This window comes from Bacillota bacterium (assembly GCA_013177945.1).
Classification (GTDB): Bacteria; Bacillota; DSM-12270; order Thermacetogeniales; family Thermacetogeniaceae; genus Ch130.
Genome location: JABLXW010000001.1, coordinates 151,809 through 168,636, shown reverse-complemented (window position 1 = coordinate 168,636; position 16,828 = coordinate 151,809). Strand labels below are relative to the sequence as shown.

Sequence of the window (16,828 nt, the reverse complement as noted above, 5' to 3'; positions counted from 1 at the left end):
TTCTGAAAGAAAAGCGCTTCGATTTGGTGCAATCTGAACCGAATTTCCGGGCAGGCCGGACGAGTTCCCGGTTCCCCCTTGAATACCCTGCTGCGCGATGAGGACAAGAAGCAGGTTGAGAAAGGGAGAGCCTGCAGGATCAGGGGAACCTCCATCTGTTAAAAACACAGATGCTGAGTTAACCGGCGGGAGGAGCACAGATGGGGTCTCGATTGCCAATAGATTCACCTCCTTTCCTTGAAGCTGTTTTCAGGCACCGGCCTGGGCTGCACTGCTTGCGATTACTTTCAGCAGTTCGGCTGCCCGCGCCGGTTCCATTGCGGCCAGAATCTGCCCTGCCTGTTCTTTGTCCATCGCCTGGAGAATTTCTGCTGCCACTTCGGGATCGAGGTTGTTCAGGATCGCCACCGCAGCTGCCGGTTTCATGTCTGCGTAATAAGCTGCAAGGGCGCGGTAACTCTCCTTTTTTGCCTGTTTTTGGGCAAGCCCCTCCTTTTGCAGGGCAAGAGTTTTTTCAAGGTCCTTTTGAATCTCTCGTAAAGCCCTTTCCCGCTCCTGCAACTCTTTGACTTCTCTTTCGAGTTCAGCAACCCGAGACTTGAGCCGCTTATTTTCTTCCGCCAGGGAAACGGGTTCTTTTTTGCCCACCGTTTCTCTTGAAATCCACCGGTCTAAGAATGGCACCTTTGCCGCCCAGTCTTTAAGATCGATCCAGCCCGTGGTGGAGGCGGCTACAATTCCCCCGCCGGCTATCACAATCAAACAGGCGGCAAAAAGTTTCCAGGATACAGGGAATGGTCGCGCCATTTTTCCCTCCTAGGCTTTCAAGAAACGGATTGTTCCTGCTTCATCCAGGTGCTTTTGTTCCTCGCGGAGAAAGTCCTCGTAGTAAGATGCCCAGAGCCGCTCCCGGAGGCGCTCCAGAATCCTTTTCTCTTTGCGCAGGTCGAGGAATTCCTGCTGCTGCTGCAGCAATTTACACCTCGCTTCGGCGACCACCAGGGCCTGCTGTTCTTTCTTTTCCTTTTGGAACTGTGTATACCCCTCGCCAAGGGTAAGCAGCTCAAGTTCAATCAGGCCGCGCCGCGCCTCCCGGTTTCGTTCCAGCAGTTCCTTCAGCTCGTTTTGGATCCCGGCCAGAATTTCCGCTTCTCTCTGGTACTCCGCCTGGGCCCGGCCAAGCTTCAGGCGGGCTATCTCTTCCTGCTGTGCCTTTAAGTTGAGAAAGTTTTGAAAGCGAAAACGAAACCGCCTCAAGGTTCCTTTATTCCCCTCTGGAAAGACTTCGCAGGTGTCAAAACCTATGAAAACAAGCGAAAGAGCAGCTCTTGCGTTGCTTCAAAGCTGTATTTCTCCCAGATGCCTTGCTGCAGAAAGGTCCGGCATTTTTCGATCATCTGGATTGCTTCGTCGATTTTGGGGTTGGAGCCCCTTTGATAGGCGCCGATTTCGATAAGATCCTTTGCCTCCTGGTAAGTTGCGAGAATGCTTCTTAACCGTGCAGCTTTTTCTAAATGTTCTGAAGGGACGAGATCGATCATTACTCTGCTTACGGAATTTAGAACATCGATCGCAGGGTAGTGGTTCTGGGCGGCCAGCTCCCGCGAGAGAATGATGTGCCCGTCCAGGGTGCCGCGCACGGCGTCGGTAATCGGCTCGTTCAGGTCGTCTCCATCCACCAAAACCGCGTAAAGCCCGGTGATCGTCCCTTTTAAAGAGGTGCCCGCCCTTTCCAGGAGCTTGGGCAGGAGGGCGAAGACGGAAGGGGTATAGCCCCTTGTTGCCGGGGGCTCTCCGATTGCAAGACCCACTTCACGCTGGGCCATCGCAAAGCGGGTTACAGAATCCATCATCAAAAGCACGTCCCTCCCCTGGTCCCGGAAATACTCTGCAATTGCCGTCGCCAGCAAGGCTCCCTTCAGCCGGACGAGTGCGGGCTGATCCGCGGTTGCAGCAACAACCACTGAACGGGCCAACCCCTCATCCCCCAGATCCCTTTCGATGAATTCCCTGACCTCCCGGCCGCGCTCGCCGATGAGGGCAATTACGTTGACATCTGCCGTCGTGTTGCGGGCGGCCATTCCCAGAAGGATGCTTTTCCCTACTCCGCTCCCGGCAAAAATTCCGATCCGCTGCCCTTTCCCGCATGTGAGGAGCCCGTCAATTGCTTTGATTCCTAAAGGCAGAACTTCGCGGATCCGCCTTCTTTCCAGGGGGTTGCGCGCCTCGGCAGTGACGGGGTACCAGTCCGCAAAGGAGACGGGTCCCCGCCCGTCCAGGGGCCTTCCAAGACCGTCCAGCACACGCCCGATAAGCCCCGGGCCCACCCCGATTTTAAAAACCTCTCCCGTTGCCACGACTTCGCAACCAGGTCCGATCCCGGTCATTTCTCCGAGCGGCATGAGGATTGTGTGCTGCCCCCGGAAGCCCACGATCTCTGCTTTAATTCTCCCCTCGGGTGTCGTGATGTAGCAGAGTTCCCCCACATTTCCCCGGGGGCCCAGGGCTTCGATCGTAAGCCCGATAATCTGAACGATCCTGCCGTGGTATTTAATAGGATCAAGTTCTTCACTCCGCATAATGTATCTTTTGAGGCTAACCACCCTGGCTTACCTCCAGGAGGTCCGACAGCGCCGCCTGCAGCTGCCCTTCAACGGTGCCGTCAACGACTCCGTAGGGCGTTTCCGCAAGACAGCCCCCGTTTTCGATTGAGTTGTCAATCTCTACCCTGACCACCGCCCTGTTCTGCCCATTTTTTTCCAGAAGATCCCCGATGTACTCATAATCGCTGGAGTGAACCTTCAGGGTAACATCTCCATCTGCCAGGGCCTTGGCCAGGGTTGCCCTTGCAATCGAGGCTATCTGATCGGGAGCAAGCTTGAGTTCGGCGTGAATGATCTGCCTTGCTATGTTTACGGCAAGCTGGATCAGTTCTGGTTCAGCTTGCTGGATTAAGCGGCGTCTTTCCTCCTCAAGGGCAGCCCTTTCCGACTCTTTAAAGGCATTGAATTTTTCCCACTCCTCCGCAAGAGCCTGCCGTCCCGCGGTAAAACCTGCCTCGTATCCGGTTTTTTCGGCCTCCTTCTTCAGGCCGTCGATCTTTTCGCGGGCTTCCCGCAGGATCGCCTGGGCCTCTGCTTTGGCGTCGGAAATGATTTTTTCTGCCTGGACTCTGGCTTCGTTTAAAAGCTGGTGGACCATTTCCTCCGTTTCCGCAATGATGGCCTCGGCAGCTTCGGCATTAAAGGCTTCAGGGTCCGGGATCTCAAGCTCTGGACCTCTCTTTTCTTTTTCCCCACATTTCTGTTCCCACTCAATCAGCCTGGGAAGGGTTACCACAAGATTGGTTGCCTTGATTACTTTGGACAGCCTAAACAATAATTTCCTCCCTCCCTCCCCGGGTGATGATGATCTGCCCCTGCTCTTCCAGCTTCCGGATAATTGATACAATTCTTTGCTGGGCCTCTTCTACATCCCGGAGCCGCACCGGTCCCATATATTCAATGTCCTCTTTCAGCATCTGGGCTGCCCGTTTTGAAATATTGCGCTCGATCTTGTTCATCACTTCTTCTCCTGCTCCCTTCAGGGCCAGCGCCAGGTCATGGGAATCAACCTCCCGCAGGACCAGCTGGACCGAGCGGTCATCCAGCTGGACAATGTCCTCAAAAACGAACATCAGCTTTTTAACTTCTTCAGCAAGTTCTGGATCCTGAACCTCGAGGGCTTCGATGATAGTTTTCTCCGTGCTCCGGTCGACCCGGTTCAGGACCTCGACAAGCGCCTTTACGCCCCCGGCACTCGTGTAGTCCTGGGTTACCACAGATGACAGCTTGCGCTCCAGGACCTTTTCGACCTCTTTTAAAATCTCCGGGGAGGTGCGATCCATCAACGCCACCCTCCGGGCCACTTCGCTTTGCTGGTCTGCGGGGAGCGCCGAGAGGACAGAGGCTGCCTGATCCGGTTCCAGGTAAGCCATAATCAAAGCAATGGTTTGCGGGTGTTCGCCCTGAATAAAGTTGAGGAGTTGACCCGGATCTGCCTTCCTGATAAAGTCGAAGGGGCGGACCTGAAGGGAGGCCGTAAGGCGCCCGATAATTTCTGATGCTTTTTGGGGGCCCAGGGCCTTTTCTAAGAGTTCACGTGCGTAGTCTATGCCCCCCTGACTGATGTACTCGTTCGCAACACACATCTGGTAAAACTCCTGATAAACTTCATCCCGCTTTTCTGGCGGCACTTTTCTGATGTTGGCAATTTCCAGGGTGAGCTGTTCGATTTCTTCTTCCTGCAGGTATTTAAAGATTTGGGATGAAAGCTCTGGTCCCAACGAGATGAGAAGAATTGCGGCCTTCTGCTTTCCTGTTAAGGCTTTCATGCACTCTCACCTCGACTCTTCAGTTAACCAGGTTTTGAGAAGCTGGGCAGCCTCCTTTGGGTTTTGGCGGACAAGCCGGTGAATTTGTTCGAAGATCCTGGCCCTTTCCCTTTCCTCCTCCGTCAGTTCCGGCTCCTGTGCGGCCAGGGCTTCTTCCACGGTCATCCGCGGACCGGCAAGGTAATCGATTTCCGCCTCGGGACGGCGCCGGCGGAGAACCCATCCCAGGAGGATCAAAGCCCCCAGCAGAGCCCCTGCAGTTATTCCGTATGTAACAAGCTGCTGGCGCCGCCTTGTTGCTGCCATCTCTTTTTCGAGCTGGCGCGCCCACGCTGTGTTGAAGGGCATGCTGGTTACAGTAAGGTTGTCTCCCCTTTCGGGGCGGATTCCCGCAGCTGCGGTAACCAGTTCTTCGATCTCCTGCTGCTGTTGCAAATCAAGTTGTCCATCCACAACAACAGAGACAGATAGCTGCTTGATCTGGCCGGGAGCAACTACCCGGTATTCTTCCTGCTTGTCAACTTCGTAGTTTGTGGTTTTTTCTGTTTTTTGGTACTGGCTTCTCCCCTGCCCCTCCGGTTGGGTATATAGCGGGATGTTCCCGCCGGGGCCAGGTTCACCCTCAGGAGTGAGGTTCTCCGAGGAAGAAGTTTCCTCCTTTGTCTGCTGGCTTCTTACCGTCTTATCTCCAAAGTCCTCCCTGCGGATCTCAACCCGATCGAAATCAAGGACCGCGTTGGCGCGGACAACGGCTTTCCCTTGGCCAACAATCCTTTCCAGCATTGATTGAATCGACTTTTCCAGTTGCTTCTCGAAATCCCGCTCAACCTGGATCTGGCTGGCTGTCAGCCTGGTTGTCTGGGGCGTTTCCTGGGTGGCGTCGAGCTCCTCAGAAAGGATGTTCCCCTGGGTATCCACAACTGTAACGTTTTCCGGTTTCAAGCCTTCAACTCCGCTTGAAACAAGGTGCACAATCCCGGCAATCTGGTTGTTCTGCAAACGGCGGCCCGGTTTTAATTTTAGTAGTACAGCGGCAGTGGCATCCTTTTCCTTTTCAGTGAAGAGAGAGGGTTCAGGAATTACAATGTGAATCCGCACGTCTTCAACAGCTTCCAGTTTGCGAATCGTTCGCTCCAGTTCTCCCTGCAGGGCAACCAGGTATTTAATTCTGCGCTCGCTTTCTGTTTCTCCAAAGCGGGTCTGGTTGAAAATTTCAAAACCAACACCTCCGCCCTTTGGCAGCCCTTCACCGGCAAGGTCAAGGCGGAGCTGGTACTTTTGGGATGCAGGAACGAGAACAGTGCTTCCTTCGTTGCTCAATTGGTAAGGAATTTTTTTCTCCTTCAGATACTCGGTAATTGCAGCAGCATCCTGAGGATCAAGGTTTGTATAGAGCGGCACAAAGTCGGGCTTGCCCGCCTGGGTGATAAGAAAGACAGAAATGGTCGCAATTAGCAATACACCTGCTCCAAAGAGAACCTTTTGGTTAAGTGTTAACTTGTTCCAGAAGTTGAGAATGGCTTCCTTCTGCTTCAGCCAGACTTGCATAAATTCGATCAATCCCAGAAGCTAAACTTGGAGACGCATAATTTCGTGGTATGCATCAATTAATTTGTTTTGAATCTGGGTGAGGAGCTGCAAAGCAAGCACAGCCTTTTCTGTTGCGATGATTACCTCGTGAAAGCTTTTGGCTTCTCCCAGGGCCGCCTCCATCGCCTTTTGTTCTGCTTCTTTCTGAAGGGCGTTTGCCTCCTGCCAGGCGCGCGTGAAAATCTCCTTAAACGGGATCCCGGGCGCCTCTTTTTCTCCTCTGTTGTTCTGGTTCCCGAACAAGGTTTCTCTTGTTGGATACAGTACCGTCCCCAAAAGAGGCTCCTGCATTGGATCTCCTCCTCCAGAAGGTCTGCTTTATTAACTTAATTTTAACTTAACTCCGCCCGATTTCCAGCGCCCGCATGCTCATTTCCTTTGTTGCATTAAGTGCTGTTACGTTTGCCTCGTAGGCTCTGCTTGCACTGATGAGGTCTACCATTTCTTCAACGATGTTCACATTGGGCATCCGGACGTAGCCCCGCTCATCTGCATCCGGATGGTCGGGATTGTAAACAAGAGGAAAGGGTCGGGGGTCGGTTTCAATTGCCTTTACCCTTACGCCCTGAATTGCAGCTTCGAACTCCTTCAAGATGGAGGCAAAGGCAGGAACCCGGGCCTCAAAGATCACTCTCTGCCGCCGGTAGGGAAGCGGGCGACCTTCAGCGTCGACCTGGCCTGATCTGGTGGTTTCCGCATTGGCAATGTTGTTTGCAATCACATCCAGGCGCAGGCGCTGCGCCGTCAAACCACTTCCGCTTATTTCGATTCCGGTGTAAAGACCCATGGCCTACCGGTACCTCCCTTCAGTGATCGCGATTCGCAGCATTCCAAAGTGCTCTGTCACCAGCCGGGTAAGAAGGTTGTAGTTCAGGAGATTTGCTGCCTGCTGTGCCATTTCTGCTTCAATATCCACGTTGTTTCCGTCATTCCGCCAGCTCGCCTGGCGTGAACGGGTAATGACAGGTTGAACCTCTTCCAGGCCTGGCTTTCCTCCCAGGTGGCGGGGATTTGTTTTCGATAGCGGCAGGGTTGGCGCGCTCTGCAGTATTTCCTTTAGTTTCTCCTCGAAACTTACCTCCTGGCGTTTATAGTAAGGTGTATCAACATTTGCAATATTGCTGGCAATCACTTGCTGGCGCAGCCAGGTGCAGTCGAGCGCCCGTTCCAAAAGCGGGATCAGCGGGGCTCCCAGTTGCTGCCACACTCTTCTTCCCTCCCATGTAAGATACTAGCTGAACAGGGGCATTCTGCCATATAAAACGACAGCAGGCCTCCAGCCTTGCTAATTTTAACTAATAGTTTCGAGGTTGCCTTCCAAAATCCTTCTTTTTCGACAAAAAAATGAAGCAGTGGTCAGTTTTTTCTATCCCCAATTTACCACTGCTTCAGGACCTTTTGGTATGTTACGTTTTTCCTAACTTTTTAGTACTAAAGACCTACGGCAGTTAGCGGATCTTTTTGTTCCACCTGATCTTTTTCAGTTCGTCCAGGAGATTCTCGTTGAGAATTCGGATGTAAGTCCCCTTCATCCCCAGGGACTTTGCCTCAATCACCCCGGCGCTTTCCAGCTTGCGCAAGGCGTTCACGATTACGGAGCGCGTGATTCCTACCCGGTCTGCAATTCTGCTCGCAACAAGCAAACCTTCGGGGCCTCCCAGTTCAAAAAAGATGTGTTCTGCAGCCTCCATTTCCGAAAAGGAAAGAGTTCCTAAAGCGATCTGAACGGCGGCCTTTTTTCTCGTATCTGCCTCTATCCGCTCGGTTTTAATCCGCATGATTTCCATTCCGACAACGGTGGCGCCGTATTCGGCCAGAACCAGTTCGGCTGGCCCCAAATCAGACCCGATCTTTGTCAGGATCAAGCTTCCCAGGCGTTCTCCCCCTCCGAAGATAGGAATGATAGTCATTTTTTTGTTGCTTAAAGGGCATTTTTCAGAGGGGTGAAAGAAACAGCTATTGGCTTGCTGGGAAACATTTGCCTTCGTCTCGGTGATGAGAAGAAGTTCCTGGTTATAACTTTCGGGAAAACCCTCGCTGTGCAGAATAATATCTGTCATAATTTCGCAGGCGAAGCCCTCCAGAAAGCTGTACCCCAGAATCTTCCCCCGCCGCCCGACCAGATAAATATTTACCCCGATGTTTTCGCTGAGAGCCTGAGCCATTGCCGCAAAATCCACCGGATTGCCTGCCGCCTTTTGGATTAATTTGCTGAGAGAACGGGTTTTTTCCAACAGGGCTTGCATGTCTCATCCCCTCTCCGTTAGAGTATGTATCTGCTTAAATCATCATCTTTGATGATCTCGGCAAGACGCGCCGAAACATAGTTTTTGTCAATGGTTATTTTTTTCTCCTTTTGGGAGATTTCGGGTGCCCGGAAAGAAACTTCCTCAAGCACCTTTTCCAGCACAGTATGGAGCCGCCGCGCTCCAATGTTCTCTGTTCGGGCGTTAACAAGATAGGCTATTTCTGCGATTTCTGCCAGCGCCTCAGGAGTGAATTCAATTTCGAGGCCTTCGGTGCGTAAAAGCTCGGTGTACTGCCGGATCAGAGAGTTGTGGGGCTCTGTTAAAATTCGCAGAAAATCCTCCTTTGTCAGGGGTTTAAGTTCAACTCTGATGGGAAATCTGCCCTGAAGTTCAGGTATGAGGTCGGAGGGCTTGGTGAAGTGGAAAGCTCCTGCGGCAATAAACAAAATGTAATCTGTTTTTACCGGGCCGTACTTCGTCATTACCGTGGAACCCTCCACGATCGGTAAAATGTCCCGTTGCACTCCGCCGCGCGAGACATCAGGTCCGTAGTTTGTTTCGCGACCGGCGATCTTGTCAATTTCGTCCAGGAAAATGATACCTGTCTGTTCGGCGCGTTCGATTGCCTCCGCAATCACTTCATCCATGTCTATCAGCTTTTGGGCCTCTTCCTGGGCCAGAATCCGGCGCGCCTCCCTGATAGCTACACGGCGCTTCCTCTTCTTCTTGGGTAAAATATTCCCCAGCATATCCTGGAGATTGATTCCCATTTCTTCCATTCCCCCGGCGGAAAAGACCTCCAGCATCTGGGGGGTTCTCTCTTCCACTTCTATTTCTATGTATCTATCTTCAAGCTCTCCGCTTCGCAGTTTTTCCGCGAACTGCCGGCGCCGCTGGGACCTGCTTGCTTTTTCTTCTTCCCGATCTTCTTCTCCCTGCACCTTTTCGAATTCTCCGAATAAAAGCTCAAAGGGGTTTTTGGGTGCCTGCTTTTGCCGGCGGGGAGGAAGCAGGATGTCCAGAATCCTTTCTTCTGCTAATTTTTCAGCCTTTTCCGCGACTTCAGCAAGTTTTTCGTTTTTGACCATGCGAATGGAGACCTCGACCAGATCCCGGACCATCGACTCGACGTCGCGCCCTACATACCCGACTTCTGTAAATTTGGTGGCCTCTACCTTGATAAAGGGGGCGTTTACCAGCTTTGCCAGACGCCGTGCGATTTCCGTTTTTCCAATTCCGGTCGGTCCGATCATGATGATATTCTTCGGAACAATTTCGTCTCGGAGTTCCGGAGGGAGCCGGCGCCTCCGGTATCTGTTTCTCAGGGCAACCGCAACGGCTTTCTTGGCTTCTTCCTGACCGACAATATACCGGTCCAGCTCGGCAACAATTTTTTGCGGAGTCAGCTCTTCCATTCCCATTCTCTCCTATATCTTTTCTATGGTTACAAAGTTGTTTGTGTAAACACAAATCGAGGCTGCGATTTCCAGCGCCGAACGAACGATTTCGGGAGCCTCCAGGGAGGTATGGCGGAGAAGCGCCCGCGCCGCGGCCAAAGCATAGGGTGCGCCTGAACCGGCCGCAGCAATCCCGTCGTCGGGCTCGATAACTTCTCCGTTGCCCGAAATGATTAAAAGGTGTTCCAGGTCGGCAACCACCAGCAGGGCTTCCAGACGCCGCAGAAAGCGGTCGAGGCGCCAATCCCGCGCCAGCTCCACTGCTGCCCGCAGGAGATTGCCCCGGTACTCCTGGAGTTTTTGTTCAAATTTATCGAAAAGGGTTAAAGAATCGGCAACAGAACCGGCGAACCCCGCTAAAACCTGATTGTTGTAAAGTTTTCTAATTTTGCACGCACGTTCTTTCATAATGGTATTGTTTCCCAGCGTAACCTGCCCATCCCCCCCTATTGCTACCTGGTTCCCCCGTTTGACTGCAATAATCGTCGTTCCGGAAAACAACTGGTTGGTAACCCTCCCCTCATCCTTTTCAAGCTTTCGCCCTCGGGTGAGCTCTTTCATATGCAGCTTTAATCCGCTCTCCTGAGACATGTGTATAAATTTGAGTGCTGGAAAGCCTCTGGTGTCCCAGGAGTTCCTGAACGGAACGGAGGTCGGCTCCCCCCTCCAAAAGGTGTGTGGCAAAGGTGTGGCGCAGGGCATGGGGTGTCAAATTCCGGGTCGGATCGAGCCGCCTTAAGTGCTTTGAAACAATTCCGTATACACCCCGCGTGCTTAAACGCTTTCCCCTCCAGTTGACAAAGAGGGGATCAGAGCAGGGGGGTTGCAGCTCTCCCGTGATGAGCGGCCTTGCTCTGGTTAAATAGGTTTTGAGGGCCTCCGCAGCATAGGATCCAAAAGGTACAACCCGCTCCCTCTTTCCCTTTCCTTTTACTAAGAGAGAACGCAGAGAAAAATCCAAATCACCGATGTTAATCTGAACGACTTCACCTATCCTCAGCCCTGAACCGTAAAGCAGCTCCAGGAGAGCACGGTCCCGCAGATCCAGGATATTTTCCTGTTCAAGCGAAGAGAAGAGGGTGTTTATTTCGTGAGAATAAAGAAACTGGGGCAGGCGCCTGGTTTTTTTAGGGGCGCGAATGAGAGCCAGAGGACTTGTTTCGATGATTTTTTGTTCTGAAAGATATTTAAAAAAGGTACGCAAGCAGGCAAGCCTGCGGGCCACGGTAGCGCGGGCGTAGCCGGCTTCATACAGCCTGGACAGGTAATGGCGAATGGTTCTCTGATCTACCCGGGCGGGTTCTGTTATTTTTGAAATTTTTAGAAAATCAAAAAAATGATCCAGATCAGACAGATAATTGATCACCGATTTTTCGCTCAAGTTTTTCTGATTTCTCAGATAATCATTAAAGTTATTTTTCAGTTCCTGGAAAGGGTCCATATCTCACAAGCCTTCCTCCTAACTTATAAACACATGCTAGCATAGAATACGAATTTCGACAAGTCTATTTGTCTAAATCTTCTAAGAATTTAGTCCAGGCGGAGAGCGCTCTTTGAACAAGGACGTGAGTTCTGGCGCGGCGTGGGATTCGCTTCGGCAGGGGAGGAAAGATGCCGAAATTGATGTTCATCGGTTGAAAATTAGGACTTGTTGAGGTGGCTACATACCAGCACAGAGCACCATGCGCCGATTCGGGAGGAGGGGTCAGGGGTTCTTTACTCTGGGCAAGACGCGCGCTGTTGACACCGGCAATAAATCCACTTGCAGCGGATTCGACATACCCTTCGACCCCTGTCAGTTGCCCTGCACAGAAGATATCGAGATGCGACCTCATTTGAAGGGTCGGCTGGAGAAGCCTGGGACTGTTGATAAAGGTATTCCTGTGCATAACCCCATAACGCACAAATTCTGCCTTTTCCAGGCCGGGAATAAGCCGGAAAACACGCTTCTGTTCCCTCAATTTCAGTTGGGTTTGGAAGCCAACCAGGTTGTAAAGTGTTCCCGCCCGGTTGTCCTGGCGCAGCTGGACAACCGCAAAGGGTTTTTGTCCGGTTCGCGGGTCGATTAATCCCGCCGGTTTCAAGGGGCCAAAGCGGAGGGTGTCGCGCCCGCGTCTTGCCATGACTTCAATCGGCAGACATCCTTCAAAGAAGCAGTTTTTTTCAAAAGCCTTGGGCTCGTGAACCTCTGCCGCAACAAGGGCGCGCCAGAAGCGGTCGTATTCCTCTTCGGTCATGGGGGCGTTTAAATAAACACCCTCCCCTTTTCCGTAGCGTGAGGCCGGAAACAGCTTATCCATGTTCAGAGACTCCTGAGTTACAATGGGGGCTGCAGCATCGTAAAAAAAGAGGTGGTTTTCTCCGGTCAGGCGTGCGAGGCTCTCGCTGAAAGATTCGGAGGTCAAAGGACCGGTTGCGATGACCAGAGGCCGGGAAAGAGGAATTTCCTCAACCTCCTCCCTGATTAGCGTGATCCGGGGGTGACTCAAAATTGCGTCGGTCACGGCATGCGCGAATTCGGTGCGGTCTACGGCCAGCGCTCCCCCTGCAGGCACAGCGGTTTTTTCGGCGCACTCCATAATAAGGGAGCCGGCACGCCGCATTTCTTCTTTCAGCAAGCCTACAGCATTTTCCAGGGAGTTGGAGCGAAGTGAGTTGCTGCACACAAGCTCTGCCAGCAGACCTGTGTGATGGGCGGGTGTTTGCCGGACCGGACGCATTTCAAAAAGGTTTACCTGGATTCCTCGCTGTCCGGCCTGCCAGGCTGCCTCGCACCCTGCCAGACCTCCTCCGATGACCGTTATTGAAGCCATTATTTCACCCCGGTTGCTTCAGGTAAACTGATCTCATCGTATGAGATTCCGCAAACAGGACAGGCAAGCTTTTTATTCTTTCCCCGGTAAACCAGAAAGTGGTTGCATTGGGGGCACTGCCTGGAAGCAGGTTCGTCCCAGGTGGTAAAATCGCAATCAGGGTAATTAATGCATCCGTAAAACTTTCTCCCGCGCCGCGTTTTTCTTGCTACTATTTTCCCGCCGCAGCGGGGGCAGGGAACGCCTGCCTCTTCATAATACTGCTGCGTGTAGCGGCACTCGGGAAAACCCGGGCAGGCCAGAAATTTTCCGTACCTCCCCTGTTTGATCAGCAGATACCTCCCGCACTTGGGACACCTCTCCTCACTCCTTTCTTCTTCTACCTCAATTGTTCCAATTTCTTTTTCGGCCTGTTCCAGGTTTTTCTTAAAAGGCCCGTAAAAGTCTTTGATTACCTCTTGCCATGCCATCTTTCCTTCCTCGATCAGATCAAGCTTTTCCTCCATTTGAGCGGTAAATTCAACATCAATAATTTCTGGAAAGTACTCCTTCAAAAGAAGCACAACAATAAAACCCAGTTCAGTCGGATAAAGGTTTCTTTCTTCTTTGACAACATAGCCCCGGCTTTGGATTGTCTCAATAATTGGGGCATAGGTGCTTGGCCTGCCTATCCCGTTTTCCTCCAGTGCTTTCACCAGGGTCGCTTCGGTGTAGCGGGGAGGCGGCTGGGTAAAGTGCTGTTTGGGAAGCAGCGCTTCGAGTTCCAGGGTTTCACCTTCAACAAGCGGGGGCAGGATGGTCTCGGCTTCCTCGTTTTCAGCATAAACCTGCATAAAACCCGGGAAGCGGAGGACCGTGCCGGTTGCCCGAAAAACATAGCAATCTGCCCTGATCTCCACGGTGGTAGCTTCGTAAAGCGCCGGGCTCATCTGGCTTGCAATAAATCTTTCCCAGATCAGTTTATACAGCTTATACTGATCCCGGTTAAGAAAACTTTTTACATCATCGGGACGGCGCCCGGCAACCGTGGGACGAATCGCTTCGTGGGCTTCCTGCGCCCTCCCGGTTTTTTTGAACTGGGGGGGCTTTTCCGGAACGTAATCGGTTCCAAAAGTGTTTTTAATAAACGCACGCGCCGATTCTACTGCCTCCTGAGAAAGCTTTGTGGAATCGGTGCGCATGTAAGTGATCAGGCCCACCGTCCCCTCTTTTCCCAGATCCAGACCCTCGTACAGTTGCTGGGCAATCAGCATCGTTTTACGTACTGGAAAATTAAGCTTCCTGCTTGCTTCCTGTTGCAGGGTGCTTGTTGTAAAAGGCGGGAGAGGGTTTCGTTTTCGCTCTCTTTTTGTGATCTTGTGAACGATGAAAGGGGCACCGTTTAATTCCTGGAGCACTTTATTAACGTCTTCTTCCCGCGCCAGGTGGATTTTCTCCTCCCCTCTCCCGAATAGCTTTGCTTCGAAAGAGGCTTGATTCGATTTCAAGCGGGCTGTCAGCGTCCAGTACTCTTCGGGCTGGAAATTTCTAATTTCTTCTTCTCTTTCGCAGATCAGGCGGACGGCCACGGATTGTACCCGGCCGGCGCTGAGGCCGCTCCGGATCTTGCGCCAGAGCAAAGGACTCAAATTGTATCCTACGAGCCGGTCAAGGATTCGCCTTGCCTGCTGAGCATCGACGCGGCGCTGGTTGATCAATTGAGGATGTTTGACTGCCTGCTCCAGAGCCCTTTTGGTGATCTCGTGAAATTCAATCCGGCAGGGGAGATCCGGAGGCAGTTCCAGGATTTTTTGCAGGTGCCACGCAATTGCCTCTCCTTCCCGATCAGGGTCGGGGCCGAGCAGAACCCGCTCTGCTTTTCGGGCAGCCTCGCGCAACTCCCTGATAATTTCCCCCTTGCCCCGGATTGTGATGTATTTAGGTGCAAAATCATTTTCAACATCCACACCGAACTGACTCTTGGGTAAATCCCTGATGTGCCCAAGGGAGGCTTTAACAAGGTATTTACGCCCCAAAAGCTTTGTGATGCTTCGTGCCTTTGCGGGAGATTCTACGATTACCAGCACCTTCGACAATTTCTTCTCCCTCCATTTCTGCAACTCAATCATCCGGAAAACTGGTGCTCACAAAAAAATGCCCGGGCATTTGTTTCACGAGCCCTTTTATCTCCAGCAACGTCAGGAGTCCGCTCACCACGGAAACAGATAGACGCGTCAACCTGGCCAGCTGGTCGATGTGAACCGGTTCCAGGCTTAAGAATTTTAACAAACCGGCTTCTTCAGGTGTAAGCTCCGCTGCCTTTCGGGGCGCCTCCTTTGTTTGCTGTTTTGGAAAATTAAGATAAGGAAATTCTACGAGAATATCCTCAACGGTTTCCACCAGTTTTGCTCCCTGTTTGATTAAACTGTGGGTGCCTTTGCTGCGGGTGCTCGTGACGGGACCCGGCACCGCGAAAACGTCTCGCCCCTGTTCCAGCGCGAACCCTGCGGTAATTAGGGCCCCACTTTTGTCCCCTGCTTCTACTACCAGTGTTCCCAGAGAACACCCGCTGACGAGCCGGTTGCGCACCGGAAAGTAATGCGGTTGGGGAGCAGTGCCAGGCGGAAATTCGCTTAGGATGCAGCCGGTTGCTAGAATTTGTTCTTTTAATTTTTGATTTTCCCGGGGGTAGCAGACGTCTACACCACAACCTAGAATCGCCAGCGTATAGCCGTTTCCTGCAAGCGCTCCTGAGTGGGCTGCAGCATCAATGCCACGCGCCATTCCGCTTACGATTCCCCAGCCTGCTTCAGCAAGCTCCTGCGCAAGTTTTTTTGCCACCGCCAGCCCGTAGGGGGTAGCACGGCGTGCGCCCACGATGGCAAGTAAGGGCAGCGCTCTGGGCGGAAGTTTTCCTTGGTAGTAAAGGACTACCGGGGGATCTGGAATTTCGGCCAGGTAAGAGGGGTATTCAAGATCTCCCAGCAGGATCAGCTTGATTTCTTTTTTAAGCAGTTCCTCTGCGGTTTTTTCGAGGTTGATGTGGCGTCGGCGCTCAATAATCTTTTCTACCAGATGCCGGGAAAGGTTGGGCACCTGTTTGAGTTCTTCTTCACCGGCATTCAAAAGGGCTTCTCCTGAGGGAAAGCAACGGTAAAGGTGAAGTAAATTGCGGGCGCTCAAATCCAGTGCTGCCTGCAGCGCCGCCCAGCAAAGACGCTCTTCCAACCTCAACCTCTCCCTTTTTATACTTTTAGTTTTTTTAATTTTTCGAAATTAAGAATGGATAATCCTTCCCTTACCTTTTATTTTTTTGGATGCCGTTAAGCCTGTTTTTGTAAGTACTTATTATACGCAATCATGACCGTGCTGAAAAATCTCTTGTTGCTGGCGCGCGGTTCTCTTCAGGAAATGGCAGTTTTTTTTCGAGTTTTACCTCGCTCCTTTTTTCCTTCCTTTCTTTCTTTTGTCATATCAATGCTTGCCCGAAGGGCCTCGATAAGATCCACAACTTTTGGAGCCGGAGCAGCAGGCGCGATCGTGATTTCTTCTCCCGTAATTTTTGAATTGATTATGCGCTTTAGCGATTTCCGGTATTCATCTTCATATTTTTCAGGCTGGAACTTGCCTGCAAGGTTTCCGATCAAACTGGTTGCCATCTTGATTTCGTTTTCATGCAGGTCCACCTTTTTTTCAAGTTCTGGAATTTCCTCAAGGGAACGAATTTCATCGGAATAGTACATCAGAGCCATCAGCAGGCAGTTCCGGTAAACTCTCAGCGCTACAAGAGATTCTCTGTTTCGCAACCTCGCCTTGGCGATGGCAATCCGTTTTGTATCCTGCATTGCCTGGCGCAGCAGAAAATACGCTTTTTCTCCCCCCTCGCCGGGCGCAAGATAGTACGGCTTCGCAAAGAAGATGGGATCGATCTCCGCCAGATTCACGAAGTCAAGGATCTCGATGCTGTGCAGAGGCTTGCCCGGTGCGGCGAGAAGTTCATCCTCAATAATAACAAACCTTCCTTTTTCGTATTCATATCCCCTTTCGATTTCTTCAAGGGGAACCGGGACTTCACAGGTGGGACATCTTCGTTCGTAGATTAAAGGGGTATGGCACTTCTTGTGAAGAAAACGAAATTTAAAATTGCGATCTTCGATTGCTGCATACAATTTTACCGGGATGTTTACCAGTCCGAAACTTATTGAACCACGCCATAAGGGGCGCATCCTTCCCACCCTCCTGTCTGCATTTATCATATATTCTGACCCCGAAAAAAGACGAACATACAGGGGAGACTGAAAAGGCACAGGAAGACGGGAATGATCCCTGCAGGAATAAAAAATGAACCGGGAGCAGGAAACAGAAGGC

General features: G+C 51.9%; 17 protein-coding genes. All 17 read right to left on the bottom strand.

Features of this window, described 5'->3' with window-relative positions; translation table 11 throughout:
• Positions 1–249 precede the first annotated feature (249 nt).
• The gene (locus HPY58_00850) at positions 250–807 is read right to left on the bottom strand and encodes a hypothetical protein (GenBank protein NPV28206.1); all 558 of its coding nucleotides are present in this window, start codon (positions 805–807) and stop codon (positions 250–252) included.
• Between the two features lie 9 nt (positions 808–816).
• On the bottom strand, positions 817–1,257 hold the full coding sequence (locus HPY58_00845; protein NPV28205.1) for a hypothetical protein: 441 nt from the start codon (positions 1,255–1,257) through the stop codon (positions 817–819).
• Positions 1,258–1,301: 44 nt separating this feature from the next.
• Entirely contained in the window at positions 1,302–2,579 is a 1,278-nt protein-coding gene (fliI, locus tag HPY58_00840) for a flagellar protein export ATPase FliI (protein ID NPV28204.1), read from the bottom strand.
• A gap of 16 nt (positions 2,580–2,595) precedes the next feature.
• Positions 2,596–3,378, bottom strand: a complete 783-nt coding sequence (locus HPY58_00835; protein ID NPV28203.1) for a hypothetical protein — start codon at positions 3,376–3,378, stop codon at positions 2,596–2,598.
• Complete coding sequence (fliG, locus tag HPY58_00830; GenBank protein NPV28202.1) at positions 3,371–4,372, bottom strand: flagellar motor switch protein FliG; 1,002 nt, start codon at positions 4,370–4,372, stop codon at positions 3,371–3,373. The genes HPY58_00835 and fliG overlap by 8 nt, the downstream gene beginning before the upstream one ends.
• Before the next feature lie 6 nt (positions 4,373–4,378).
• Positions 4,379–5,920, bottom strand: a complete 1,542-nt coding sequence (gene fliF, locus HPY58_00825; protein ID NPV28201.1) for a flagellar M-ring protein FliF — start codon at positions 5,918–5,920, stop codon at positions 4,379–4,381.
• 21 nt (positions 5,921–5,941) lie between these two features.
• Positions 5,942–6,253, bottom strand: coding sequence for a flagellar hook-basal body complex protein FliE (gene fliE, locus HPY58_00820; protein NPV28200.1), 312 nt, complete (start codon positions 6,251–6,253; stop codon positions 5,942–5,944).
• A gap of 46 nt (positions 6,254–6,299) precedes the next feature.
• Positions 6,300–6,749: a flagellar basal body rod protein FlgC gene (flgC, locus tag HPY58_00815; protein ID NPV28199.1), complete on the bottom strand. Its 450-nt coding sequence runs from the start codon at positions 6,747–6,749 to the stop codon at positions 6,300–6,302.
• 3 nt (positions 6,750–6,752) lie between these two features.
• On the bottom strand, positions 6,753–7,157 hold the full coding sequence (gene flgB, locus HPY58_00810; GenBank protein NPV28198.1) for a flagellar basal body rod protein FlgB: 405 nt from the start codon (positions 7,155–7,157) through the stop codon (positions 6,753–6,755).
• 253 nt (positions 7,158–7,410) lie between these two features.
• Complete coding sequence (gene codY, locus HPY58_00805; protein NPV28197.1) at positions 7,411–8,208, bottom strand: GTP-sensing pleiotropic transcriptional regulator CodY; 798 nt, start codon at positions 8,206–8,208, stop codon at positions 7,411–7,413.
• A gap of 17 nt (positions 8,209–8,225) precedes the next feature.
• Complete coding sequence (gene hslU / locus HPY58_00800; GenBank protein NPV28196.1) at positions 8,226–9,626, bottom strand: ATP-dependent protease ATPase subunit HslU; 1,401 nt, start codon at positions 9,624–9,626, stop codon at positions 8,226–8,228.
• A 12-nt stretch (positions 9,627–9,638) separates the two neighbouring features.
• The gene (gene hslV, locus HPY58_00795; GenBank protein NPV28195.1) at positions 9,639–10,169 is read right to left on the bottom strand and encodes an ATP-dependent protease subunit HslV; all 531 of its coding nucleotides are present in this window, start codon (positions 10,167–10,169) and stop codon (positions 9,639–9,641) included.
• Between the two features lie 28 nt (positions 10,170–10,197).
• Complete coding sequence (locus HPY58_00790; protein ID NPV28194.1) at positions 10,198–11,109, bottom strand: tyrosine recombinase XerC; 912 nt, start codon at positions 11,107–11,109, stop codon at positions 10,198–10,200.
• 64 nt (positions 11,110–11,173) lie between these two features.
• Entirely contained in the window at positions 11,174–12,481 is a 1,308-nt protein-coding gene (trmFO, locus tag HPY58_00785; GenBank protein NPV28193.1) for a methylenetetrahydrofolate--tRNA-(uracil(54)-C(5))-methyltransferase (FADH(2)-oxidizing) TrmFO, read from the bottom strand.
• Positions 12,481–14,589, bottom strand: a complete 2,109-nt coding sequence (gene topA, locus HPY58_00780; protein ID NPV28192.1) for a type I DNA topoisomerase — start codon at positions 14,587–14,589, stop codon at positions 12,481–12,483. The genes trmFO and topA overlap by 1 nt, the downstream gene beginning before the upstream one ends.
• Positions 14,582–15,688: a DNA-protecting protein DprA gene (dprA, locus tag HPY58_00775; GenBank protein ID NPV28191.1), complete on the bottom strand. Its 1,107-nt coding sequence runs from the start codon at positions 15,686–15,688 to the stop codon at positions 14,582–14,584. Before dprA ends, topA begins: the two co-directional genes overlap by 8 nt.
• A 176-nt stretch (positions 15,689–15,864) precedes the next feature.
• On the bottom strand, positions 15,865–16,686 hold the full coding sequence (locus HPY58_00770; GenBank protein ID NPV28190.1) for a Ku protein: 822 nt from the start codon (positions 16,684–16,686) through the stop codon (positions 15,865–15,867).
• Positions 16,687–16,828: the final 142 nt, after the last annotated feature.